The following is a 25,848-nucleotide window of genomic DNA, read 5'->3' on the forward strand; positions in this document are numbered from 1 at the left end:
GCTTTAAACCATTTGCCAAATCAGCTTTTTTTGATAAAAGAGAATATGACAAGGTAGTCGGGGCTTTAGTGAGCGAGCTTATTTCATACAACAAATAGACAAAGAGTCAGACCTCACACGTTCTATATATAGTTCGAATTGTAAATAGATAACTTTATAAACTGCATATAGAGTGTGAGATCAGATACTTTTGGACAAACTGTTATTTTTGAGCTTACATATCGTGACTAGAGTTGTGTTTTTGGCGGCTGTGATTTCTGTTTTTTACTTTATGCGACCCACTTAAAGGTGCAGGCTGTCCTGGGTTATCGCCTTTGGGAGCATTTTTCCTAATATCTTTTCCATCGTTTTTGTTCATTTTCTATCCCTCCTCTTACCATTTATGATGAGCAGGATTTTTTAGAATATGCACGGAATCACTTTCTATTTATTGTATAAACTTTGTCAATAGGTAAAACCTACTCATACATCGCAATTCGATGTTTTTTAAAAAAGGAGTGGGCAAAATTGCTGGATAAACAAGATAAAAGGCGAGCATTTCAAGAAGCCGACCAAAGCTTTAAGCAAGTGCAGGAAACGATGTATGAAATTGTTAAAGACGGACCTGAGTATGGTAGTCAGCTTAAACATGTGAAGCAAGAAATGGATGAAGCTTATCAACAAATTCAAAGTGCGCTACAGGTTGCCTCAGAGCATCAGAGGGAGCAACTACAGCGGTACCAAGAGGATCTTCAAAGTATGATCGAAGATGTTGAACAATCATAGTACTGAAAGAACCGCCAGCTGAACGTGTCACTGGCGGTTTTACTATTACTGGTTTTTCTTTCGCTTTTTATTATTTTGTTTTTGTTCTTCTGTCAAAGGTTGAGAAAATTCTTCGATATATTCTGCATTATTCCCTTTTGCCCTAGCTGCATTCAACCGAATAATATTGTCCGCTTTACGTTTAGTCATGAAGATCACCTCCACGTATAGCTTTAGTCATAAATGGGGTTTCTATGTAGATATATCGATAAAAGGAAGAACAGTCAGGATGCTTTGGAAAGAAAAATAATAATAACTAGATAATTTTTACTAGACGTTACTAATTCGTTGGTTTAATTATTAGTTTGTAAGAAAAAAATCACAAAAAGGTAAGTTAAACAAGATTGGTTTTAAGTTCTCTAAGAATTAAAAGAACACCTATACCATACACAATAGAAATTACTAAAGGCACAAGAATGAATGCTTGACTAACAAGGAGCCCACCTAAGATTAGAGAGGAAAGACAGGTGCCCAATGTAACAAATAAATAAGCTCTGCTTTTATAAATCCACATGTAAGGTAGAAAATGAGAACCTGCTAGTAACCCGATTGTGAAAGGGAGATATTCAGGTATATGCATATACACCATTATAAATACAGGTATGTAAAAAGCTTGTGGAGCTGCAACTATTCCTGCTAAAGTACCTAAAGGGTTGCCAGTAGCAAATAGATTAACACGAAGAATTTTACTAATTAGAATACCAAAAGGAAAAATGGCGCCTAAACCAAAAATCCAAATTAAATGTACAATGTCCATTGAAAAAACTAAGGGCATAAAGGTGAAAAGTAAAAAGACAATTGTGCCAGATATCAATAATGGAAACCCTTTTCGTGCTTCAAACGTGATTTCAGTTTGTAATTTTTCAAGTGTTCTACTCATAAATACACCCCCTGTCTAAGAATAGTAGTTTGTTTATAAGATAGCAGTGTTTTACTCAATTTACCATACCAGGTTAGAATTAAGGGCCTAATTTTAAGAATAGTCTAAATATAAGGTGCGGAAAAAAGTCCGTCATTGTCCGGATAAATAAGAGTCCTCTTGCAAAATGGGTTATTATCTTCACGGCGTTATCTTACCGCATGGAGAGACCTAAGTTTTTTACCCGAACCAAATTGACCACGAAAATACAAAATTTGACCACTAACTTTCCGATAAAATATGAAAAGTTATGGTGGAAAACTAATTATACTAGGGCGTACATATGAAAAGTTACGTAATGAATGAAATGAAGTCCGTAAAAGTGACTAATATAAGTAAAACTTATCAAAAACAATAACTTACTTGTTATTTACTTATACTCATTTCTATATTACTATTAGTTTGTAAGAAAAGTTTTGATGGGAGAAGATTCAAACTTTTCGACAAAAAAGGGGTTTTTTTATATAGTATTTATATAGTATAAGAAGAACATGGTGATGTGGAAATTCTTACACACCACGTTTCACTTTTTATGTTCAAATGTTTTTCGTAAAGTCTTATAGGGGGTAATATTCTGATGACAAAAAATGATGTGTATCAATCACGCTCTTCTTTTGAAATCGATGGAAAGCGCTATAACTATTATAATTTGGAAGCGCTTGAGAAAGCAGGAGTTGGAAATGTTTCTCGTCTTCCATATTCCATTAAAGTTCTACTCGAAGCGGTACTACGCCAAGTTGATGGTAGAGTCATTACTAAAGAACATGTTGATAATTTAGCTAAGTGGGGAACTAGCGAATTAAAAGACATTGATGTACCATTCAAACCCGCACGTGTAATTCTGCAGGATTTTACAGGCGTACCAGCTGTTGTTGATCTTGCATCTTTGCGTGGTGCAATGGCTGCACTTGGTGAAGATCCTGATAAAATCAACCCTGAAATTCCAGTTGATTTAGTTATTGACCACTCTGTACAAGTAGATAAAGCAGGTACATTAGATTCACTTGCAGTTAATATGGATCTTGAGTTTGAAAGAAATGCTGAGCGTTACCAATTCCTTAGTTGGGCTCAAAAATCATTCAACAACTATCGTGCGGTTCCACCAGCAACTGGGATTGTTCACCAAGTTAACCTTGAGTACTTAGCGAATGTCGTCCAATCTGTTGATACTCCAAATGGGGACTTAGAAGTCTACCCAGACTCTGTTTTCGGTACCGATTCTCATACAACAATGATTAATGGTATTGGAGTTCTTGGATGGGGTGTAGGTGGGATCGAAGCAGAAGCAGGCATGCTTGGCCAACCTTCATACTTCCCAGTTCCTGAGGTTGTAGGGGTGAAACTGACAGGTGAACTACCTAATGGCACTACAGCTACTGACCTTGCTTTAAAAGTGACACAAGTGCTTCGTAAACATGGTGTAGTTGGTAAATTTGTTGAATTCTTCGGTCCAGGAGTAACCAATCTCCCATTAGCTGACCGCGCAACAATCGCGAACATGGCTCCAGAATATGGTGCTACTTGTGGTTTCTTCCCAGTTGATGGAGAAGCAATTGACTATCTTCGTTTAACTGGCCGTGACGAAACTCTTATTCAAGTAGTTGAAACATATTCCAAAGCAAATGGAATGTTCTATACACCTGACAAAGAAGATCCAGTTTACACAGATGTGATCGAGCTTAAATTATCTGACATTGAACCGAATCTTTCTGGTCCTAAACGTCCACAAGATTTGATTCCACTTTCACAAATGCAGCAATCATTCAAAGAAGCGCTTAATGCACCTATGGGGAACCAGGGCTTTGGATTGGAATCTTCTGAAATTGACAAAGAAGTAACTGTGAAATTCACAGACGGACATGAGTCAAAAATGAAAACTGGTGCAATTGCAATCGCTGCAATTACAAGCTGTACAAATACGTCTAACCCGTATGTTATGCTTGGCGCTGGTTTAATCGCGAAAAAGGCAGTAGAAAAAGGCTTGACTGTACCTGATTATGTAAAGACATCATTAGCACCAGGGTCTAAAGTTGTTACTGGGTACCTGCGTGATGCAGGTCTTCAAACTTATTTGGATCAATTAGGCTTCAACGTAGTTGGTTACGGCTGTACAACATGTATTGGGAACTCAGGTCCACTTGCTGAAGAAATCGAAGCGGCAATTGCTAAAGGCGATCTTCTCGTAACGTCTGTACTTTCCGGTAACCGTAACTTTGAAGGGCGTATCCATCCATTGGTGAAAGCGAATTACCTTGCATCTCCAACACTAGTCGTAGCGTATGCTTTAGCTGGAACAGTGGATTTCGATCTACAAAACGATTCATTAGGTAAAGACCAAGATGGTCATGATGTTTACCTAAAAGATATTTGGCCTTCTCAAGATGAAGTAAATACTGTTGTTAAAGCAACAGTAACACCAGAATTATTCCGTAAAGAATATGAAACAGTATTCAACGACAACGAACGCTGGAATGAAATTCAAACAAGCAATGAAGCGTTGTATACGTTTGATACAACTTCAACATATATTCAAAATCCGCCATTCTTTGAAGGAATGTCACCTGAACCAGGTACTGTTGACGCGCTTTCTAGTTTACGTATTGTAGGTAAATTTGGTGATTCAGTTACAACGGACCATATTTCTCCTGCAGGCGCAATTGGTAAAGATACACCTGCTGGTATTTACTTGCGCGAAAATGGTGTAAAACCACGTGATTTCAACTCATATGGTTCACGTCGTGGTAACCATGAAGTCATGATGCGCGGAACATTCGCAAACATTCGTATCCGTAACCAAGTTGCTCCTGGTACAGAAGGTGGATTCACAACTTACTGGCCAACTGGCGATGTTATGGCAATCTATGATGCTTGTATGAAATATAAAGCAGATGGTACAGGTCTTGCTATCTTAGCTGGTAAAGACTACGGAATGGGAAGCTCACGTGACTGGGCAGCTAAAGGTACAAACCTTCTAGGCATCAAAACAGTTATCGCTGAAAGCTTTGAACGTATTCACCGTTCTAACTTAGTGTTAATGGGTGTTCTTCCGCTTCAATTCAAAGCGGGAGAAAATGCTGAAACACTTGGATTAACTGGTAAAGAAGCAATCGATGTACAAATTGATGAATCTGTAAAACCACGTGATATCGTAAAAGTTACAGCTACTGATGAAGCTGGAAACAAAAAAGAATTTGAAGTACTCGTTCGTTTTGACTCTGAAGTTGAAATTGACTATTACCGCCATGGCGGGATCTTACAAATGGTCTTACGTGATAAATTAAAAGGCTAATTTCACTAAAAAAATAAGGATGTCCCAAAAGGGTCTGTCTTCGCTTACAACACAAAGTTTATTGTGTCTTACACTTCATGTAAACTGTATGTTGTAGGCGAGGTTGCCCCTTTAGTTATGGGACATCCTCTTTTTTTGTGAATTGCGTCAAAATTATGAAAAAATTAGTTGGTTTCATTGAGGATTCGGTTAAAAATCTTTATAACTTCTATAATTATTGGTAAAATGTAGTTGAGGATCAATACGACATATAAAAATTATCGAATAGAATTAGGTGAATACATATGTATAAAAAAGTAATTGCAGCAGTTTTTCTACTTGCGCTCATTGCTGTTGTTATAGTTCAGGCTATGGAGCCAAAAAGAGGCCTTGATATTGGCCTAAAAGCACCAGACTTTGAATTGGAAACGCTAAGTGGTGAGAAGGTAAAGTTATCAGATTATCAGGGTAAGAAGGTAATGCTTAATTTTTGGGCTACTTGGTGCGGCCCTTGTCGCGAGGAAATGCCTGATATGGAGACGTTTGCAAAAGGATTAGATAAGGATACAGTGATTCTTGCGGTCAATTTGGATCCACAGAACGATGTTCAAACCTTTGTAGATGAAATGGGGGTTACTTTTCCAATCCTTCTAGATTCTCAAAACATAAAAAACGCTGTAAAAAAACGATATAAAGTATCCGCTATGCCGACTACATATTTTATTGATAGTGAAGGGCTTATAGCCGTTAAGCATATTGGCCAAGTGTCCCTGCAATCAATGGAAAAATATATCGCGGATATGAAATGACGAAATCAAATGATTTCGTCATTTTTATGTATTCAGCTAATTGAATTTTTTGAAATTTCACTTATAAATCATTCGTTAATTGGTAATAGTAGTGATAAATACAATTAGTAGGTGGGTGAAAGGTTTGAAACGGAAAAAAAAGACGTTTGAAGAGTTAATTAATGAAAATAAGCAAGAATTGTTGCAAGACGAAGAGCGTTTGGCAAAGATTGAAGATCGTATTGAACGAAGGCATTTACAAAAAGTGGAGTAGCATTTAACAAATAATTCCGGTCATGTTTGCTTATCATTCGGTCATCCTATTCTTGAGGAGGGGAAAATTGATGAGCAATCCTAAAAAAGATTCTAAACATTTTGCGCCGAACCAAACCGGAACAAAATCTCGCGCTGCAGGTGGGAATAAAGGAAAACAAATGCAAGACCAAAGTGGGCAGCACCCTCAAGTTATTCAGACAAAGGGTGAATAACATAAAGAGTTAACATAAGCTTAATTATGTTAACCTTTAGGATTTCATTTTTTTATGGGAGGCATTTCGATGAATCATAAACATAATCCAGATGATCGTAGTGATAATGTCGAAAAACTTGAAGATATGATTCAGAACACGATGGAAAATATCGATGCGGCTGAAGAAACATTGGAGTTCACTTCCGGTGATAATAGAAATGCGATAAAGGAAAAAAATCAACGAAGACAAGAAAGCATTGAATCTTTTAAAAATGAAATTGAAGATGAAAAACAAGCTCGGGAGAATGGTTTTGAATGAATAACATTAAATAGATGGTAAAAAAGAAGGAAGAAGGAATTCTTCCTTCTTTTTTATGGGGGAAAAAGTGAACTATTCTTTCAACGAGAAAAGGGACGGCTTGATATGATAAGATGGAGAGGAATTCGTAACTGGAAGATGGGATAATAATGGATACTAGGAAGATGATTGAACAAAATTATTATGAAGTAAAAATAAAAGAATTAACAGAAGAGATAAATCAAAAAGGGTATATAAGTGATTTACATACGATCTTGAATGTCTTAGCTGAGATTGAAAACGATGATTCACCAGCAGATACGTATTCTTACAAATCAGAGCTATTTAGCATGCTTGCCGAAAGTCAGAAGTTTCTTCATGGAGAGGACTCACTATATGAAACATGGCTCAGAGAAGCAGTCAGCGCTGATGCGAAGAATATGCGGGCAAATGAACTTCTAGTACGCTCTGGCTGGAAGAAATATCGCGAAGTGTTTTCTGCCATCGAATTTCCGTTAATACGTGAAACAGATAATCGTACAGCAAAGAAAAAAATAGCCGAAGAGTATATTTCTTTATGTAAGAAATATATGGGAGCGATGGTAGAACAGCGTAGTAATCTTGAAAAATCACTAGAACAGGCAAAAAATCATGTTGACCTTGATATCATCCAAAACTATGAAGCGGCAATTTCTCTGCTTTTTGAAGTATCTAAAGAGATTACAGAACTTCTTCAGGCAGCAAAGGAATATGAGGAGTCCATTTCAGGTGTATTTCATACAGCGACACATTTCAACGATATGAAAGAACATCTGGATCGTATAACGGCAGTGAAAAAACAGTGGACGGATTTATTTCAAACGAGCAACGATGTCTTACCCCAAACCAAAGATGCACTTGACGAACTGCAATCAATGATTGGGTTAACTGAAGTAAAAAATAGAATGAATGAGTATTATCGATTTCTGCAATACCAAAATAAAAGAAAAGAACTTGGTCTTCAAATTAAAGATGAGCTAAGTCTAAATATGGTTCTAACTGGTAATCCAGGAACAGGTAAAACGACCATTGCTCGACTTCTAGCTAAAATTTATCATGAACTAGGTGTACTTCCCCGTGAAGAGGTAACAGAAGTGGATCGCTCTCAGCTTGTAGGCTCATTCATTGGCCAAACAGAAGAAAGAGTTCAGAATGCTGTGGAAAAATCTCTCGGTGGTGTGTTATTTATAGATGAAGCATACAGTTTAAAACGAGAAGGTCAATCAGGGAATGATTATGGACAAACAGCAATTGACACGCTCGTTTCACTGATGAGTAATCAAAAATACGCAGGTAAATTTGCAGTGATATTAGCCGGTTATCCTGATGAAATGCGTCAATTTTTACAGGCTAATCCAGGCTTAAGAAGCAGATTCCCTCAGTCTAATCATTTCCAGCTCCCGGACTACACAACCCAGGAATTGCTCCAACTTGCAAAAGGGATGGCGCAAGATAATGATTATATGATGACGAAGGATGCAAATATTGAGCTTGCGCTTCGTATTGAGGCGGAAAAAGTAGATGAAACATTTGGAAATGCGAGAACCGTACGATCTATCGTCAGTGAGGCTATTTTTAAAAGAGGAGCTCGTTCAGACTTAAATGAACAACCTATTCTTCATTATACATCGCTCACTGGGGAAGACTTCCGGCGAAATGAAATAAAGTCTACTATCACTCCTGAAGAAAAGCTAGGTTTATTAATAGGCTTAGAGGAAATCAAAAAAGAAGTACAAGCGATTATTGCATTTGCTGAGATGCAGCAAGTTCGTCGCACTCATGGTCTCAAAGCCGTTCCTATTCAATCACATGCAGTGTTTACCGGGAATCCTGGGACAGGTAAAACGACGGTAGCCAAAATATACTCGGAGTTATTAAAAGAAACAGGGATGCTAAAAAGGGGCCATATGATTGTAGCAGGTCGCGCCGATTTTGTTGGTGAGTATGTTGGGCAAACAGCCATTAAGACGAAGAAAAAAATCCGTGAGGCACTTGGTGGTGTCTTATTTATTGACGAAGCCTATTCCTTATTTAGTAAGTCGGAAAATGATTTTGGAAAAGAAGTCATCGATACACTAGTTGAAGAAATGACAAAGCATAATGAAAACCTAGTTGTCGTTCTTGCTGGATATATCAATGAAATGAACAATCTTCTTGAGAGTAATCCAGGACTTCGTTCTCGTTTTCGTAAATTCATCCATTTTCCTGATTATAAAACTAAAGAGCTTTTACAAATTATTGAAAACTATGCGAATCAATATCAATACAAATTGGAAGACCAAGCCATTAGTTGGTTGAAAGAATATTTAACTGAACATCAGGTTAAAGGGAATGGACGCTTTGCAACGAGTTTAATTGATGAAGCTATACAAGAACAAGCAATGCGGTTAATGAATGAGTCGTGCGAAAAAGATTTGCAAAATTTGACCGTCTTAACAACAGATGATTTGAAAAAAGCAGCAAAAAAAATAGGGAAGAGTGAGATGTAATGTTAGTATCTGATAAAGAGATTGAAGTACGATATGCAGAAACGGATCAAATGGGCATTGTTTATCATGCCAATTATGTGATTTGGCTAGAAATTGGGAGAACGCAGCTTATTAAAGATCTGGGTTTTAATTACGCAGAGATGGAAGCAGATGGGATTCTATCTCCAGTCATAGATATTCAGGTATCTTATAAAAAACCGCTGCGTTACGGTGAAACAGCCACTGTTAAAACATGGATCGAGTCATACGATGGATTGCGTGTTGTTTATGGATATGAAATTTTTACCGGAAATGGAGAGTTAGCAGTATCTGCTAAGTCTTCTCATGTTTGTGTGAAAAAAGAAAACTTCAGACCGATTTCAATTAAACGACTTTTTCCAGAATGGCATGTGGCATATGAAACGAACAAGAAAAAGAATGAATAACAGTCAAAGAGTTCAAAAAGGCGAGTACATTAATTGTAATGACAGCAGCTTTAGAAATGGAGGCGCTTGTCTTGGCATTCGGTATCAAACGTAAGGATATTACTGAGTGGAAACAGAAAATAGATAACGGCGAAATTGCGTTTATTACTCACTACTGGTTGGATGATCGATTTCCAGATTGCAATACTGTTACGAAAGTAGGCTGTAATGATTTGGAGCAGCTAGCGGAGTGGGGAGCGCAGTATGGACTTAAGCGGGAATGGATTCACATCCGAAAGGACGGTTATTCTCATTATGATCTTCTAGGCGAAAAACAATGTGAAATCCTAAAAAAAGAAGGCATAGTGAATAAGCTTGATCGAGTGTAAGTGAAGTGTAAATCGTCTTGAGATAAAAAAAGCACCGAGCATCGGTGCTTTTTTTATCTCAATCATTATTTTTCGTAATGGAATTCAGGCTCGTTATATTTTTCATTAAAATTAACTTTCAAGTTATGACCATCAAAATACCATATGTCACTTTCTTCAACGAAAAAAGTAATGTCATCTTTTTGTACAGATGAACCCATATCAATAGGATGATCTTTGTTTACGCCTAATGAAAACCCACTCTGGATCGGGCTATGCCCCCCATATCTTGCAAAAAACCGAACGCTATCGCCATTATTTAAATTCAATTCTTCCTTATACCACGTGATGGCTTTATCAGAGATAATAATATTCATCGTAATCTCCTTCCAATATGCAATAAAGTGAAAATTCAATCAGTGGGGGGCTTCATCCCCACTGATTGTTAGTTGAACCAATCGGGCTTTAACGGGCAGTTATCCACCACCTACGCTCTAAGCCTTGAAGTGGGGGGACTGCCCGTTAAAGCGGGATAATTGTAGTATAAAGCATATTGAAAAAAGATGCGAATGATACGAATGTAGTCGGTTTAACAGGATGTTGGTCTATTTTTGCCACTTTCATGATTGGACAGCCTAATTAGAAAAAAAGAAGTATCGTGTAGGTATACTTAAAGCCACTTAATTTTCGGCTCTGTTTTATTCATAATTCGTTTAATATTTGCCCGGTGACGATAGCATATAAAAATGAAAAGTACTGTTAAAACAATTAATAAACCCCATTGCTCTATCTGAAAGACTAATACGTAGATAATTGCAAACAATGAAGTGATCATCGATGATAATGATACGTATTTTGTTACGTATAACGATAGAAAGAATACAGCTAGGACGATAGCAAATAATAAAGGGGCAAAGCCAAGCAAAATACCGCCAGAAGTAGCAACTGCTTTTCCACCTTTAAAGCGAGCAAAGATTGGGTACATATGCCCAATGACTGCGATGACACCAGGAATCAAAGGATGAAGATTATCTGCCCCGAATATAACCGGTAGCAGCGTTGCAAGTGTCCCTTTTAAAATATCCATACTCGTTACAATGAGACCGGCTTTGATACCAAGGGTTCGGAATGTATTTGTCCCCCCAAGGTTTTTGCTGCCATGTTCACGAATGTCAGTATTGTAAAATGTTTTGCCAATAATTAACCCAGAAGGAATAGAGCCTATAAGATAGGCAAGAATCAAAATTAGAATAATAGTAAACATATAATAGCCCTTTCTCGTCAAAGTTTAGAAGGTTCCTGTGTATGTATTTTATCATTTCTTCTTAAAAATACCATGGTTGTTAGAAAAAATATTTACTATTTACTATTCATGTTGAATGAAAGATGCTTAGTGTTTATTTTTATTCCAAATATATCCATTTCGTTTGCCGCGTAATCTTCATCCGCGGTATCGGATGCTTTCCTTCATAACTCTGATATTTTATCTATCAATTTTTAATCACAGGCAATAGTCTAAAATCTATCTTGAAAAAAGGGAATTCAAACGTTCAATATAGAACAAGTCTAATCAATCAAATTTTCGTAACAAGTAAACATCCCAAACTAAACTGTTACTTCTGGCAGTTTTAGCGATGGTATGCTAGAGGTTTCTGAGAAAAAGTGTTACTATTTTTTATGGCTCTTAAAACAGTATAGATTTTTTCAGATGATTGAGTGGATTTATTTTTATAAGAATGAAGGGATTGAGGATTCATGAAGACGATTTTTGCAGCCATACAGTGGGTGGCTTTTATGCTTGCGTCATCAATTGTTGCTCCGATAGCTCTGGCTGATTTATTCGGGTTAACAGGAGAGGATGCTGCGAGTTTTGTACAAAGAACTGTATTTATCTTTGCGCTTGCTGGACTTTTGCAAATATTTTTTGGACATAAATTGCCGATTAATGAAGCTCCCGCCGGACTCTGGTGGGGTGTTTTTGCAATTTATGCGGGCTTTAGCACCACGTTATTTTCGTCAGCAAGTGAAACTTTGCAAGCCCTTCAAGGAGCATTGATTGCGAGCGGGGTTCTATTCATTATATTAAGCATAGCAGGCCTAATTGATAAGATTAGCAAGTTGTTTACGCCAGCTGTAATAGGCATTTATTTATTATTACTCGTCATTCAATTAAGTAAATCATTTTTAAACGGTATGCTTGGTGTCGGATATGTTAGTGAAAGAGTAGATTTGAAAATTGCTGCATTAAGTTTCGTAACGGTTCTTTTGACATTTTATTTTACGAGGCATAAGCTTGACATAGTCCGCCAATATGCAGTGCTTGTTTCGCTTGCAGCAGGTTGGATTTTGTTTGCCGTATTTGGGGCAATTAAACCTAATACATACGCACCTGATCAAATTTTCACTGTGCCGCAAATATTCGTATATGGTAGACCATCATTTGATAGCGGAATGATCATGACATCGGTGTTTGTAACTTTGCTATTACTTACGAATATGATTGCTAGCATTAAAGTCGTTGAAATTGCGGTTCATTCGTTAATTGAAAAAAAAGCAAAAACAAATTTGCGGGCAGCGGGATATATGACTGGTATCAGCCAGATACTTGGAGGGGTATTTAGTGCGGTTGGTCCTGTACCATTATCTGGGGCAGCGGGGTTCATAGCTACTTCAAAAATTGCTGCTAAACTGCCATTCATCATTGGGTCCCTCTTGCTAATTGCATCTAGTTTTATTCCAAGTGTCATGAATTTTCTTGCATCCATCCCAGTTCCGGTAGGATATTCTGTCATGTTTGTTGTTTTTACCAGCATGATTGGTATGGCGTTTTTAGAAATAGAAAAAGAAGAAGAAGCTAACCGAGTGAGAACAGTGATTGGAATATCGCTTTTAGGGGGAGTAGGCGTTATGTTTGTTCCAGCTAGCGCATTTACAGGTTTACCTCCAATTGTCGTTTCTTTATTAAACAACGGATTAATTTTTGGATCGGTATTGTCAATTATTACAGACCAATGGACTAAAATTATCTATAAACGAAAACAAAGTTAGGTTTTAAAACAGTTCAATATGGGGAATGGATAGGATACTTCTCTCTTTGTTTAAAAATTTTCTTAGCAACAAGGAATTAGATCAAGGTAAAGCGAAGTTAAAACAAAAGGAGTGATGTACATGGCTATTGAGAATCCTAGTAGAGAAGAAATCGGTATTATATTAAAAAAGGCAAAACGAATCGCAGTAGTTGGTCTATCAGATAATCGAAACCGCACTTCATACATGGTTTCAGAGGCAATGCAGAAAAGTGGGTATGATATTATTCCGGTAAATCCAGCAGTAACAGAAGTTTTAGGCGTTAAAGCTGTTTCATCTTTAAAAGAAATTGAGGGGCATATCGATATTGTCAATGTGTTTAGGAGGTCTGAATTTCTTCCTGAAATTGCAAAGGAATTTGACGAGATTGATTCAGATATTTTCTGGGCTCAGCTTGGAGTCGAAAATCAGGAAGCATATGATTTCTTAAAGGAAAAAGGTTATACTGTTATAATGGATCGGTGTATTAAAGTCGAGCATGCCCTTACAAAGTAAAGGAAAAAGGAGCGGACTAACGCTCCTTTTTTTTGCCCTGTATTTGAATCATTATACACTCGAATTCAGAGTATACGAATTGTAAAATCATCAAGCTAATTTGCTATATTGAAAAATTTCGCTACAATAAACATAGATATGCCTTCGATAGGGCATTATTAATTATTCAGGTTAGAACATTTGTTCTTTTTGCTGGATTCATATATAATTGATTCATAATCATTTTTTATCCTTGCAATTCGTTTTCGCTTTTCCTAAGAGAATGAATAAGTTTTAATGAATTTTAGTGGTTAGCGCAAACTTAAACCTGAGGTGTATCTAGTCAAGGTTTGAACAACAAGCTAGCGCTTTTCTTAATATTTTCAGTCATTTCATCTTTTTGATATGGCCCGGAAATGGTGGTAAAGAAGGAAAGGGGAATTTCTGTGGCAAGAAGTACAAAAAATATAGAATATAATGATGAGGCCATTCAAGTATTAGAAGGACTTGAAGCAGTTCGTAAGCGGCCGGGAATGTACATCGGTAGCACAGATGCGAGAGGATTGCATCATTTGGTATATGAAATTGTCGATAATTCCGTTGACGAAGCATTGGCTGGTCACGGAGATATTATTATCGTTAAAATACATAAAGACAATAGTGTAAGTGTGACGGATAAAGGGCGAGGTATGCCAACTGGAATGCATAAAATGGGCAAGCCGACACCAGAAGTTATCTTGACAATTTTACACGCTGGTGGAAAGTTTGGACAAGGCGGCTATAAGACAAGCGGCGGGTTGCATGGTGTTGGTGCATCTGTTGTTAATGCTCTTTCTGAATGGTTAGTCGTTAGAATAAAACGAGACGGTTTTATTTATGAACAACGGTTTCATAATGGTGGAAAACCTGAAACGACCCTGGAAAAGTTAGGCAAGACAAATCAAACTGGCACAACGATTCATTTCAAACCAGACCCGAGCATCTTCTCAGTGACGACATACAATTATGATATCTTGTCGGAGCGATTACGAGAATCTGCATTTTTATTAAAAGGTATGAAAATAGAGCTGATTGATGAACGTCATGACCAAAAAGATGAGTTTTATTTTGAAAATGGACTTGAAGCTTTCGTTGAATATTTGAACGAGGAAAAAGATACTCTCCATAGTGTTGTAAGCTTTGAAGGCGTTCAGAATGAAATCGAAATGGACTTTGCCTTTCAATTCAATGATGGGTACTCAGAAAATATTTTGAGTTTTGTAAACAATGTTCGTACAAAAGATGGTGGAACGCATGAAGTCGGAGCCAAAACTGCGATGACACGGGCTTTTAATGATTATGCGAGAAAAACAGGATTATTAAAGGAAAAAGATAAAAACCTTGAGGGGACGGATATTCGCGAAGGTCTTTCAGCGATTATTTCTGTAAGAATTCCAGAGGAGCTTTTACAATTCGAAGGTCAAACAAAGGGGAAACTAGGAACAAGTGAAGCCCGTTCTGCTGTGGATGCCATTGTGTCTGAACATCTTACGTATTTTTTTGAAGAAGATCCTAGTACAAGTACGATGTTAATAAAAAAATCAATAAAAGCATCCCAGGCAAGAGAAGCAGCTCGAAAAGCAAGAGAAGAAGCTAGAAGCGGGAAAAAGCGAAAAAAATCAGATTCGATTCTTTCTGGAAAGCTTACACCTGCACAATCGAGAAACCCAGAGAAGAATGAAATTTATCTCGTAGAGGGTGATTCGGCCGGTGGTTCTGCTAAACAAGGCCGTGATCGCCGTTTTCAAGCCGTGTTACCATTACGTGGTAAAGTCATCAATACTGAAAAAGCAAAGCTTGCAGATATTTTTAAAAACGAAGAAATTAATACAATTATTCATGCGATTGGAGCGGGGGTCGGCCCTGATTTTAATGTAGAAGATACGAATTACAATAAAATTGTTATTATGACCGATGCAGATACAGATGGTGCACATATCCAAGTCTTATTACTTACGTTTTTTTACCGCTATATGAAGCCTCTTTTTGAAGCAGGCAAAGTATATATTGCTCTGCCGCCGTTATATAAGGTGAGTAAAGGGACCGGGAAAAAAGAAGTAATGGAATACGCATGGAGTGATGAAGAGCTTCAAGGAGCCATTAATAAAATTGGCAAAGGCTACATTATTCAACGATACAAAGGACTCGGCGAAATGAATGCCGATCAGCTTTGGGATACGACGATGAATCCAGATACAAGAACATTAATCCGTGTCAAAATTGATGATGGTGCACGTGCAGAACGTCGTGTGACAACGTTAATGGGTGACAAGGTTGAACCGCGTCGAAAGTGGATAGAATCCAATGTTGCATTTGGTCTCGAAGAAGAATCGAACATTTTGGATAACGAAAATATGTCGATTTCAGAGGAGGGCAACTAAGAGATGACTGAGGAAAAAGTACTTGACTTACCTTTAGAAGAAGTAATTGGCGATCGATTCGGTCGTTATAGTAAATATATTATTCAAGATCGTGCTTTACCTGACGCACGTGACGGATTAAAGCCTGTTCAACGTCGAATCCTTTATGCTATGCATGTTGAAGGAAACACCCATGAAAAGAATTTCCGTAAATCAGCCAAGACTGTCGGGAATGTCATTGGTAATTATCATCCTCATGGTGATTCTTCGGTCTATGAAGCAATGGTACGAATGAGTCAGGATTGGAAATTAAGAAATGTTATGATCCAAATGCATGGAAATAACGGTAGCCTTGATGGTGATCCGCCAGCAGCTATGCGTTATACAGAGGCGAGGCTTTCTAGAATTGCTTCAGAATTGCTTCGGGATATTGAGAAACGAACGGTTGATTTTGTGCCAAATTTCGATGATACCGCTGTCGAACCAGTTGTGCTTCCAGCGATGTTTCCGAATCTACTTGTTAATGGCTCGACCGGTATTTCAGCAGGTTATGCAACCGAAATGCCGCCACACCAACTTGGAGAAGTCATTGATGCTGCCATTATGCGTATTGATAACCCTAAGGTGACGGTTGATGAATTGATGACCGTTCTTAAAGGACCGGATTTTCCCACTGGAGGAATTATTCAAGGTGTTGGTGGTATTAAGAAAGCGTATGAGACAGGTAAAGGAAAGATTATCATTCGGGGAAAAGCCGACATTGAAGATCTCCGTGGTGGTAAACAACAAATAGTTGTTACGGAAATACCTTATGAGGTGAATAAGGCAAACCTGGTTAGAAAAATGGATGAATTCCGCCTGGATCGAAAAGTAGAAGGTATTTCCGAAGTTCGTGATGAATCGGACCGAACTGGACTTAGAATTGTAATTGAATTGAAAAAAGAAGCAGATGCCAATGGGGTTCTGTATTATCTATACAAAAATTCGGATTTGCAAGTCGCTTACAATTTTAATATGGTTGCCATTGACAAAAAAAGGCCGACTTTGATGACTTTACCAAAACTTTTGGATGCTTATATTAATCACCGAAGAGAAGTAATCGAAAACCGTTCACGTTATGAACTGCAGAAGGCACATGATAGAGCACATATTGTTCAAGGTTTAATGAAGGCTTTATCCATTCTCGATGAAGTGATTGCAGCAATCCGTGCTTCGAAAGATAAAAAAGACGCAAAGAATAATTTGATGGCGAAGTTCGGTTTTACAGAGCCTCAGGCTGAAGCGATTGTTTCCTTGCAATTATATCGTTTGACGAATACGGATATTACCGCACTTCAGGAAGAGGAAAAAGAGCTGAAAAAGAAAATTGAAGAGTTAACGAAGATTTTAGAAAGCGAAAAAGCACTATTTCAGGTCATGAAAAAAGAATTAAAATTTATTAAAAAAGAATTCAATGATCCACGCCGATCAGTTATTGAAGATGAAATTGAAGAAATTAAGATTAACCTTGAGGTGTTAGTTGCAAGCGAAGATGTGATTGTAACTGTCACGAATGAGGGATATGTTAAACGAACGTCCTTAAGGTCGTACACAGCATCTGGTGGTCAAGATTTTGGAATGAAGGACTCAGATCGGCTATTGCAAAAATTAGAAGTTAATACAACGGACGTGCTTCTGATGTTCACGAATAAAGGAAATTATCTATACTGTCCGGTTCACCAGCTTCCGGATATTCGCTGGAAAGAAACCGGTCAGCATATTGCTAATATTATTCCAATCGACCGCAATGAACAAATTGTAAAGGCAATTCCAGTTAAAAACTTTGAACAATCTCATTATTTGTTATTTGTAACAAGAAACGGTCTTGTAAAGAAAACAGAGTTGGGTTCGTATAAAGCACAGCGCTATTCTAAGCCTTTAGTTGCAATCAATGTAAAAGGCGACGATCTTTTGGTAGATGTTCATTTAACAGATGGAAGCAGCGATGTTTTCTTAGCAACGAACATGGGCCTTTCGCTTTGGTTCGATGAAGAAGAAATCAGTCCTATTGGTGTCAGGGCAGCTGGAGTTAAAGGCATTAACTTAAAGGATGGAGATTTTGTGACGGGTGGTAAAATTCTTGAAAAAGAAACATCAGAAGCCATCTTAATTGTGACACAGCGCGGAGCCGTGAAGAAAATGAAGCTTGCTGAATTTGAGAAATCAACGCGTGCTAAACGTGGTCTCGTTATGTTAAAAGAACTAAAATCAAATCCTCATCGAGTAATTGGTCTTGAAACAGTCATACCGAGTGATACAATTTTTATTGAAACAGAAAAAGGTATCATTGAATCTATTCATGTTAGCGGATTACGTTATACAGATCGCTATACAAATGGCTCGTTTATTATAGATGAATCGGAGGCAGGAAAAGCGAAAGAGATTTGGAAGAGAAGTGTAGAAGTAGATAAAACAAATCCAGATTCCAGATAACTGGTGTAATCTTAGAATGTTCTACAAGATTGAATGCTTATTAATAATAGTTTTCAAAAGAAGCGTGTACAAGGAAATTTCTTGTACACGTTTTTTTCATATTTTACATTTTGTTGGTAACAATAAGACATGCTTACAAATAGTAGAGGAAGAACGTAGATGAATGTTTTAAATTCTCCACACATTATATGGAATAAAAATATTTCGAAGTCGAAAATAAGTCAGAATAGAACAAGCGGATAAATAAAGCTTTACCAATAGATTGGAAGGTGCTTACATGAATGTTCAAACTAATATACTGAAATACTTAATTTTCCTACTAGCCGTTTTTTTTACATACCAAGCAGTATCTGCCCAAGACAAGGACATTGCAAACGAGATAATTTTGGTTACAGAAAAGCGAGATGTCACAGGAGATAATATCGCAGATCGATTGGTGATTAAAGGCCTAAAGTACGAGGAAGATACAGAATTTTTAAAGGAAATAACATTGTATGTTGATACGGGAGAAAAAAAGTTTGAACAACCACTCTCAAGCGGTTATAAGCCAACCATTCAATTTGTTGATGTTAATAAAGATGGCACTCTCGATGTGTTTATTACTACAGAAACTGGCGAAAGCGGGGGAATATTGAATTCCTTTTTATTCAGTTTTAAGGATCAAATGATGAAGGATTTAACAGTGCCAAAAACGGTCCCAATCACAGCTCAATTTCTAGATAACTATCAAGCGAAGCTTACTATAAATGGGAAAAAGCCATTGGTCATTGATTTGTCTGACCGTAAAGAAGAGTACGAACAATCAGGAATTTATACAAATGGTATTTTGAATGAAGCGACAGAACTTTTGGTCGATGGTTTTTCTACTTTAAAACCAGCATTTCTTGTAGGAAAATGTACAGGGTTAGTGGGGATTCAATTAGTCAGCGGTGTATATCATACGGATGGAATTGCGCTTGTTGAATCAAAATGGATTTATGAAAAAGAAAAATGGAAGCTCGTAAAAGCAAAAATCAAACCGCTGCAGCCTAAATAATCCCCACTGATGATTATTTAGCTCGTAGTTGTTTATTTCTACGTATTGTCATTCATGACTATTTTATTTCATATGTATTAATACAAGCAGAATAAGCAATTGGATTTAGTAAATCCCCGACAGACAAACTGCAAAAAAATATCAAATCCTTTGTTACTGTAATAGACGTCTATAAAGCGTATATCTCCTTTTTTTATCAGGAAATTACGTACTTAAAGCCAGACCATAAAAAAACGGCAATCGTATTTAACCGCCAACTAGTCGGTCTGGGAACTTGATTCTTAGTATCCCAAACAAAAAGGAGGCTTATTATGGATTTTGAATTATCGAAAGAGCAGCAGATGATAAAAAAAATGGTTCAAGAATTTGCAGAAAAAGAAATCAAACCGATCGCCATTGAACTTGATGAGAATGCTCGATTTGCCGAGGAAGTATTTAAAAAAATGGGGGAACTTGGTTTATTAGGTCTGCCATTTCCAGAACAATACGGTGGTTCAGGTGGAGATACGATTTCTTATGCCATCGCTGTTGAAGAAATTGGCAAGGCTTGCGGAGGGACCGGGTTAAGCTATGCTGCAGCTGTATCACTTGGATCAAGTCCAATCTATTACTTTGGCACAGAAGAACAAAAACAAAAATACCTTGTTCCATTGGCTCAAGGGGAAACATTAGCAGCCTTCGGATTAACTGAACCGAATGCTGGTTCCGATGCAGGTGGAACGAAAACGACAGCTGTACTTGAAGGCGAGGAGTATGTGATCAATGGTGAAAAATGCTGGATTACAAACGCTGGCTTTTCGAGAACTGTCACGATTACAGCGGTAACTGGAAAAGATAGTCGAGGAAAGAATATCATCTCAGCTTTTATTGTACCAACAGATGCATTAGGGGTATCGATTACTTGTAATTATGAAAAAATGGGTGTCAGAGCCTCTAACACTTGTGCAATTGTTCTAGACAACGTCCGAGTTCCAAAAGAAAATTTGCTTGGCAATGCAGAAAAGGGATTTAAACAATTTTTGCATACACTAGATGGAGGAAGAATTTCCATTGCGGCTCTTGCAGTCGGTATCGCACAAGCGGCATTTGATCGGGCCCTTGCCTATTCCAAAGAACGTATTCAATTCGGCCAATCGATCTCGAAGTTCCAGGCGATTCAATTTAAATTAGCTGACATGGCCATGGAAATTGAATTAGCACGCAACATGGTATATAAAGCGGCATGGCTAAAAGATAAAATGAAATCGTTTACGAAAGAATCCGCATATGCCAAATTGTTTGCAACAGAAACCGCATTCCGTGTGAGCAATCAAGCAATCCAAATCCATGGTGGATCAGGCTATATGCGTGAATACGAAGTGGAACGATATTTACGTGATGCAAAACTGCTTGAAATTGGCGAAGGAACTTCCGAGATTCAGAGATTAGTGATTGCTAGACAGCTTGGTTGTTGAAGATAAATACGTTTAACAATCCAAACATGTTCATGTGAAGAATAAATAAATTACGCGAAAAATCATTTGAGAATTTGACTGAATCTACTTCATCTGGAGGATTATGATGATAAAAAAAATACTAATTGCAAATCGGGGTGAAATTGCTTCAAGAATCATACGAACTTGCAGGAAAATGGGAATTGCTTCAGTAGCTGTTTATTCGGAGGCAGACAAGGACGCCCCTTATGTGTCAAAAGCGGATGAAGCATTTTTGCTTGGAGGTCCTCGAGTCAATGAAAGCTACTTAAATGCAACGAAAATATTCGAGATAGCTAAACTTGCAAACTGTGATGCTGTGCATCCAGGCTATGGTTTTTTAAGTGAAAATGCTAATTTTGCACGAAAATGTGCCAAAGAAGATCTGATTTTCATCGGTCCGCACCCGGATCTGATCGAAAAAATGGGTAATAAAGTCGCAGCGCGCCAATTGATGGAATTAAAAGGACTACCAGTAGTTCCTGGTTTGTCGCGACCGCTCGTTGATAGCAAAGAAGCAGTTTGGGAAGCGGAAAAAATCGGCTATCCCGTCATGTTAAAGGCAGCAGCTGGCGGTGGCGGTATAGGCATGCAGGTAGCAAACGATGAAGTGGAGTTACTGAAGATATACGAAGGCAACCAAAAGCGAGCTCTTATGTTCTTTGGGAATGGTGAGATGTTCATAGAAAAATTCATTGAAAAGCCGAGGCATATCGAAATTCAAGTGCTTGCAGACACATTTGGTCATAGTGTTTATTTATGGGAAAGAGAATGCTCGATCCAAAGACGGCACCAGAAAGTTTTTGAAGAAGCTCCGTCTCCGTTTCTAGATAACGAAACAAGGGAAGCGATGGGAAATGCAGCGGTGAAAGCTATTGAGACGATCGGCTATTATAATGCTGGAACACTTGAGTTCCTCGTTGATGTGGATAAGAACTTTTATTTTTTAGAAATGAATACTCGGCTTCAAGTTGAACACACGGTTACCGAAGAAATCACGGGTTTGGATCTTGTTGAACAGCAAATTAGGATTGCCCAAGGAGAACCATTGGCTTTTAAACAATCAGAGATTCATAGAGATGGTCATAGTATTGAAGTCCGAATCTATGCTGAGGACCCTGTTACATTTTTTCCTTCACCAGGGAAAATTACCGCGTTGAAAGTGCCGCAGGAAGAATATATTCGCCATGAGTTAGCCGTTCATGATCGCTCTGTCGTATCTCATTTTTATGATCCGATGATTGCGAAATTAATCGTAAAAGGCAGTTCCCGATCACAAGCAATCCAACGCTTAGTTGAAGCCCTTGATTTCTATAAAGTGGAAGGCATTAAGACGAATTTACCATTATTAAGACAAATAGCAGTTCATGAGAAGTACAAACAAGGTGAAACGACTACTGATTTTATCGAAACATATATTAAGAAGAATGGCACAACGATATAGGAGGGGTCTACATGTCAGAAGTAATTGCAAGTATGGCAGGAAGTGTGTGGAAAATTGTTGTGTCTGAAGGAGAAAATGTAAGCAGCGGACAAGAAGTCATCATTCTTGAATCGATGAAAATGGAAATACCACTTGCAGCAGGAACATCAGGCAAGATCAAGCAGATTCATATATCGGAAGGTGATTTTGTAAATGAAGGCGATGTCCTGGCGATTATAGAATGAACTGGCCCAAAAACGTAACGATTAAGGAAGTTGGACCACGGGATGGTTTGCAAAATGAAAAATTAATTTTATCGACAAGTGACAAGATTGCATGGATTGATCGATTGTCTTACTCAGGACTTACTTATCTTGAAATAACTTCATTTGTCCATCCAAAATGGATTCCACAGCTTGCAGATGCAGTGGAAGTCGTACGAAATATCAAGAGAAACCCAAATGTCACCTATGCGGCCCTAGTTCCAAACATGAAAGGACTTGAATCGGCAATCGCTTACTCAGTTGATGAAATATCCGTTTTTATGTCAGCGAGTGAAACACATAATAAACAAAACATTAATAAAACCATATCAGAGACGTTTCCTATATTACAGGAGGTAATAGCAGCGGCGATAGATGAGGGAAAAACGGTTCGCGGCTATATTTCAACGGTATTCGGCTGCCCTTATGAGGGGGATGTTGATTACAATCAAGTGCTTAGAATATGTGAAAAACTATTTACATTGGGGATTGGCGAAATATCGTTAGGTGATACAATCGGCGTTGCTTCCCCAAAGCAGGTAGAGGATTTTTTAAATCAAGCGCTTAAACGATATCAACCGCAGAGTTTGGCGATGCATTTTCATGACACGAGAGGAATGGCACTTGCGAATATTGTAAAAGCACTTGATTATGGCATTACAACCTTTGACTCGTCACTTGGAGGACTAGGAGGGTGCCCATATGCGCCGGGTGCAAGTGGAAATGTAGCTACAGATGATTTGGTTCATATGCTTGAAAAAATGAACATCCATACAGGTGTGAATGAAAAATCCCTAGTAGATTCAGCTTTGTTTGTTCAGAAAAAATTAAATAAACCACTACCAAGTCATAGAATGGCTATGTACTCCTATTCAAAAGGATGAAAAATGATGAGTGGCGGTGTTTGTAAATGCCAAATCTAATTAAAATATCGAAACAGGAAAATTTTGTAAGTGTCGTAACGTTAAATCGACCAGCTCAAGCCAATGCATTATCAGTCAAACTATTGGAAGAGCTTAATCATGCACTAGAGACAGTAACAACGGATCCAACTGTACGTTGTGTCATCATAACCGGTACTGGAGATAAGGTTTTTTGTGCCGGAGCCGACTTAAAAGAAAGATTGGAGATGGATGAAGCTCAGGTGAGACGGACAGTCAAATTAATCTGTAGTACGATGGATGTTGTTCAAAATCTACCGGTTCCAGTTATTGCCGCCATAAACGGTGCTGCTTTTGGCGGCGGATTGGAGCTGGCTTTAGCGTGTGATATCAGGATTGCTTCGAATATAGCGAAAATGGGCTTAACGGAAACATCATTAGGGATTATCCCTGGTGCTGGTGGGACACAGCGTCTACCTCGAATCGTTGGCGTGCCTTTCGCAAAAGAACTCATTTTCACCGCCAGAAGAATCGATGCTGAGGAAGCACTTAAATTGGGCTTACTTAACAAAATTGCTGAAGCGGATCAGCTAATGAACAAAGCATTAGAACTCGCTGCCGAAATTTCAAGAAATGCTCCGCTAAGTCTAAGAGCGGCGAAAAAAGCCATAAATGAAGGAATCGATACGGAAATTGTAACTGGTTTGGAAGTTGAAAAAAGATGGTATGACACAATTATTGAATCGAAAGACCGCTTGGAAGGACTTCAAGCATTCATGGAAAAAAGACGGCCCTTGTTTACTGGAAAATGAGAGGAGTTGCACGCATGTCAATTGTAGGAAAGTTACAGCAAGCCACCGAACAAATAAAACGAGGCGGCTTACAAAAATACCATGAGAAAAATATGGAAAAAGGAAAATTATTTGTTCGTGACAGATTACGCTTACTTTTAGATGCCGACATGGAAATCGAAGACGCGTTTTTTGCAAACTGTGAAAGTGACGGCCTGCCTGCTGATGGAGTTGTTACTGGAATAGGGAAAATCGACGGACGAACCGTATGTGTAATGGCCAATGATTCTACAGTCAAAGCTGGCTCATGGGGAGCGCGAACGGTTGAAAAAATAATCCGTATTCAAGAAACAGCTGAGAAATTAAATGTCCCACTCCTATATTTAGTTGACTCAGCGGGAGCACGTATTACGGATCAAGTAGACATGTTTCCTGGAAGAAGGGGAGCAGGTCGAATTTTTTATAATCAAGTAAAACTGTCTGGAAAAGTTCCACAAATTTGCCTACTTTTTGGCCCTTCAGCGGCTGGGGGAGCGTATATTCCCGCCTTTTGTGATATTGTTGTGATGGTAGAAGGTAATGCATCAATGTATCTTGGCTCCCCAAGAATGGCAGAAATGGTCATCGGTGAAAAAGTGAGCGAGGAAGAAATGGGAGGAGCAAGAATGCATTGCAGTGTTTCTGGATGTGGTGACGTTCTTGTAAATTCCGAACAAGAATCGCTTGCATTTGCTCGTCGTTATCTGTCTTATTTTCCTGAAAATTATCAACAAAAGCCACCTGCATCCGAAATTCGTCTTCCTGTAGCGTCGGAAAAGACACTAGAAGAAATAATTCCGGCCAATCAAAATGCCTCATTTAATATGTACGAATTGATTGATCAGCTTATTGATGAGGACTCCTTCTGTGAAATCAAAAAGCTATTTGCTTCTGAACTCATTACAGGTTTGGCAAGAATGAATGGCCAATCAGTGGGCGTTATCGCCAATCAACCGAAAGTAAAGGGCGGAGTGCTGTTCCATGATTCTGCTGATAAAGCCGCCAAATTTATTATCTTATGTGATGCCTTTAACATTCCACTATTATTTTTAGCGGATATTCCTGGGTTCATGATTGGTACTAAGGTGGAAAGAGCGGGTATTATTCGTCATGGAGCGAAGATGATATCGGCTATGAGTGAGGCGACAGTGCCGAAAATTTCCGTTGTAGTGAGAAAGGCGTATGGCGCTGGATTATATGCAATGGCAGGTCCAGCTTTCGAGCCAGATTGTTGTTTGGCATTGCCTAGTGCATCCATTGCCGTCATGGGTCCGGAAGCTGCTGTCAATGCTGTTTATGCAAATAAAATTAACGCATTACCTGAAGAAGAACGAGCGGCATTTATCGAATTGAAGCGTGAAGAATATCGAAAGGATATCGATATATATCGGCTAGCATCAGAAATGATTGTCGATGATATCGTCCAGCCAAATCAACTCCGATCAGAGCTGATTCGCAGGTTTACCGCATATAACAGTAAACAACTTTCATTCACTCAGAGAAAGCATGGGGTGTACCCAGTCTAGATACAAAGCCTTTTCATATTGTGAATCTGTCTGAAAAGAGTATAATTTCGAGCATTACACAGATGTACACTTTTATTATGTTGAATATCGTAATTGTGAGGCCTGACCAAATACGTTTGGGACAGCCTCATTTTTTTGT

Annotated in this window: 25 protein-coding genes; 20 read left to right on the forward strand and 5 right to left on the reverse strand. The window is 38.2% G+C overall.

Annotated elements, in window-relative coordinates; all coding sequences use genetic code 11:
• Positions 1 to 214: 214 nt before the first annotated feature.
• Positions 215 to 358, reverse strand: coding sequence for a small acid-soluble spore protein P (locus ACIQZI_RS12925; RefSeq protein ID WP_082190999.1), 144 nt, complete (start codon positions 356 to 358; stop codon positions 215 to 217).
• 149 nt (positions 359 to 507) lie between these two features.
• On the opposite strand from ACIQZI_RS12925, the gene ACIQZI_RS12930 reads away from it, so the two are divergent.
• Positions 508 to 765, forward strand: coding sequence for a hypothetical protein (locus ACIQZI_RS12930; protein ID WP_403073592.1), 258 nt, complete (start codon positions 508 to 510; stop codon positions 763 to 765).
• Positions 766 to 810: 45 nt separating this feature from the next.
• Here the strand turns inward: ACIQZI_RS12930 and sspO are convergent, their stop codons facing one another.
• Entirely contained in the window at positions 811 to 954 is a 144-nt protein-coding gene (sspO, locus tag ACIQZI_RS12935; RefSeq protein ID WP_062180501.1) for a small acid-soluble spore protein O, read from the reverse strand.
• A gap of 184 nt (positions 955 to 1,138) precedes the next feature.
• Positions 1,139 to 1,684: a DUF7010 family protein gene (locus ACIQZI_RS12940; RefSeq protein ID WP_062180498.1), complete on the reverse strand. Its 546-nt coding sequence runs from the start codon at positions 1,682 to 1,684 to the stop codon at positions 1,139 to 1,141.
• Positions 1,685 to 2,300: 616 nt separating this feature from the next.
• Between ACIQZI_RS12940 and acnA the strand changes: the two genes are divergently transcribed.
• The 8 genes from acnA to ACIQZI_RS12980 all read left to right on the forward strand — a co-directional run bounded on the left by acnA (position 2,301) and on the right by ACIQZI_RS12980 (position 9,867).
• On the forward strand, positions 2,301 to 5,012 hold the full coding sequence (acnA, locus tag ACIQZI_RS12945) for an aconitate hydratase AcnA (protein ID WP_403073595.1): 2,712 nt from the start codon (positions 2,301 to 2,303) through the stop codon (positions 5,010 to 5,012).
• Positions 5,013 to 5,296: 284 nt separating this feature from the next.
• Positions 5,297 to 5,800 (forward strand): TlpA disulfide reductase family protein, encoded by a 504-nt coding sequence (locus ACIQZI_RS12950; protein WP_403073597.1) that lies wholly within the window; start codon positions 5,297 to 5,299, stop codon positions 5,798 to 5,800.
• Positions 5,801 to 5,924: 124 nt separating this feature from the next.
• Positions 5,925 to 6,053 carry an FbpB family small basic protein gene (locus tag ACIQZI_RS12955; protein ID WP_403073599.1) on the forward strand — a complete coding sequence of 43 codons (129 nt, stop codon included), beginning with the start codon at positions 5,925 to 5,927 and terminating at the stop codon, positions 6,051 to 6,053.
• 70 nt (positions 6,054 to 6,123) lie between these two features.
• On the forward strand, positions 6,124 to 6,267 hold the full coding sequence (locus tag ACIQZI_RS12960; RefSeq protein ID WP_062180489.1) for an acid-soluble spore protein N: 144 nt from the start codon (positions 6,124 to 6,126) through the stop codon (positions 6,265 to 6,267).
• Between the two features lie 69 nt (positions 6,268 to 6,336).
• The gene (tlp, locus tag ACIQZI_RS12965) at positions 6,337 to 6,567 is read left to right on the forward strand and encodes a small acid-soluble spore protein Tlp (protein WP_062180486.1); all 231 of its coding nucleotides are present in this window, start codon (positions 6,337 to 6,339) and stop codon (positions 6,565 to 6,567) included.
• A 149-nt stretch (positions 6,568 to 6,716) separates the two neighbouring features.
• On the forward strand, positions 6,717 to 9,074 hold the full coding sequence (locus ACIQZI_RS12970; protein ID WP_403073602.1) for an AAA family ATPase: 2,358 nt from the start codon (positions 6,717 to 6,719) through the stop codon (positions 9,072 to 9,074).
• Entirely contained in the window at positions 9,074 to 9,499 is a 426-nt protein-coding gene (locus ACIQZI_RS12975; protein WP_403073604.1) for an acyl-CoA thioesterase, read from the forward strand. Before ACIQZI_RS12970 ends, ACIQZI_RS12975 begins: the two co-directional genes overlap by 1 nt.
• A 71-nt stretch (positions 9,500 to 9,570) precedes the next feature.
• Positions 9,571 to 9,867, forward strand: coding sequence for a hypothetical protein (locus tag ACIQZI_RS12980; protein WP_403074026.1), 297 nt, complete (start codon positions 9,571 to 9,573; stop codon positions 9,865 to 9,867).
• Positions 9,868 to 9,932: 65 nt separating this feature from the next.
• Here the strand turns inward: ACIQZI_RS12980 and ACIQZI_RS12985 are convergent, their stop codons facing one another.
• Together ACIQZI_RS12985 and plsY are read right to left on the reverse strand one after the other, a co-directional pair.
• A complete protein-coding gene (locus tag ACIQZI_RS12985; protein ID WP_062180477.1) occupies positions 9,933 to 10,223 on the reverse strand; it encodes a HesB/YadR/YfhF family protein in 291 nt (96 codons plus the stop codon).
• A gap of 293 nt (positions 10,224 to 10,516) precedes the next feature.
• Positions 10,517 to 11,110, reverse strand: coding sequence for a glycerol-3-phosphate 1-O-acyltransferase PlsY (gene plsY, locus ACIQZI_RS12990; RefSeq protein ID WP_403073607.1), 594 nt, complete (start codon positions 11,108 to 11,110; stop codon positions 10,517 to 10,519).
• Positions 11,111 to 11,601: 491 nt separating this feature from the next.
• Here plsY and ACIQZI_RS12995 point away from each other — a divergent pair, with 491 nt between their 5' ends.
• From ACIQZI_RS12995 to ACIQZI_RS13045, 11 genes are all read left to right on the forward strand, one after another.
• On the forward strand, positions 11,602 to 12,894 hold the full coding sequence (locus ACIQZI_RS12995) for a purine/pyrimidine permease (RefSeq protein WP_062180470.1): 1,293 nt from the start codon (positions 11,602 to 11,604) through the stop codon (positions 12,892 to 12,894).
• A gap of 120 nt (positions 12,895 to 13,014) precedes the next feature.
• The gene (locus ACIQZI_RS13000) at positions 13,015 to 13,428 is read left to right on the forward strand and encodes a CoA-binding protein (RefSeq protein WP_062180467.1); all 414 of its coding nucleotides are present in this window, start codon (positions 13,015 to 13,017) and stop codon (positions 13,426 to 13,428) included.
• 425 nt (positions 13,429 to 13,853) lie between these two features.
• On the forward strand, positions 13,854 to 15,827 hold the full coding sequence (gene parE / locus ACIQZI_RS13005) for a DNA topoisomerase IV subunit B (RefSeq protein WP_403073610.1): 1,974 nt from the start codon (positions 13,854 to 13,856) through the stop codon (positions 15,825 to 15,827).
• A gap of 3 nt (positions 15,828 to 15,830) precedes the next feature.
• On the forward strand, positions 15,831 to 18,278 hold the full coding sequence (gene parC, locus ACIQZI_RS13010; RefSeq protein WP_403073612.1) for a DNA topoisomerase IV subunit A: 2,448 nt from the start codon (positions 15,831 to 15,833) through the stop codon (positions 18,276 to 18,278).
• Positions 18,279 to 18,555: 277 nt separating this feature from the next.
• The gene (locus ACIQZI_RS13015) at positions 18,556 to 19,314 is read left to right on the forward strand and encodes a hypothetical protein (RefSeq protein ID WP_403073614.1); all 759 of its coding nucleotides are present in this window, start codon (positions 18,556 to 18,558) and stop codon (positions 19,312 to 19,314) included.
• Positions 19,315 to 19,625: 311 nt separating this feature from the next.
• Positions 19,626 to 20,768: an acyl-CoA dehydrogenase family protein gene (locus tag ACIQZI_RS13020; protein ID WP_403073616.1), complete on the forward strand. Its 1,143-nt coding sequence runs from the start codon at positions 19,626 to 19,628 to the stop codon at positions 20,766 to 20,768.
• 106 nt (positions 20,769 to 20,874) lie between these two features.
• Positions 20,875 to 22,230: an acetyl-CoA carboxylase biotin carboxylase subunit gene (locus ACIQZI_RS13025; RefSeq protein WP_403074028.1), complete on the forward strand. Its 1,356-nt coding sequence runs from the start codon at positions 20,875 to 20,877 to the stop codon at positions 22,228 to 22,230.
• Between the two features lie 11 nt (positions 22,231 to 22,241).
• A complete protein-coding gene (locus ACIQZI_RS13030) occupies positions 22,242 to 22,454 on the forward strand; it encodes an acetyl-CoA carboxylase biotin carboxyl carrier protein subunit (protein WP_403073618.1) in 213 nt (70 codons plus the stop codon).
• A complete protein-coding gene (locus ACIQZI_RS13035) occupies positions 22,451 to 23,356 on the forward strand; it encodes a hydroxymethylglutaryl-CoA lyase (protein ID WP_403073620.1) in 906 nt (301 codons plus the stop codon). Before ACIQZI_RS13030 ends, ACIQZI_RS13035 begins: the two co-directional genes overlap by 4 nt.
• 26 nt (positions 23,357 to 23,382) lie before the next feature.
• On the forward strand, positions 23,383 to 24,165 hold the full coding sequence (locus ACIQZI_RS13040) for an enoyl-CoA hydratase (protein ID WP_403073622.1): 783 nt from the start codon (positions 23,383 to 23,385) through the stop codon (positions 24,163 to 24,165).
• A 14-nt stretch (positions 24,166 to 24,179) separates the two neighbouring features.
• Entirely contained in the window at positions 24,180 to 25,709 is a 1,530-nt protein-coding gene (locus ACIQZI_RS13045) for an acyl-CoA carboxylase subunit beta (RefSeq protein WP_403073624.1), read from the forward strand.
• Positions 25,710 to 25,848: the final 139 nt, after the last annotated feature.

Origin of the sequence: Peribacillus sp. NPDC096379, assembly GCF_044762875.1 — a bacterium.
Taxonomy (GTDB): domain Bacteria; phylum Bacillota; class Bacilli; order Bacillales; family DSM-1321; genus Peribacillus.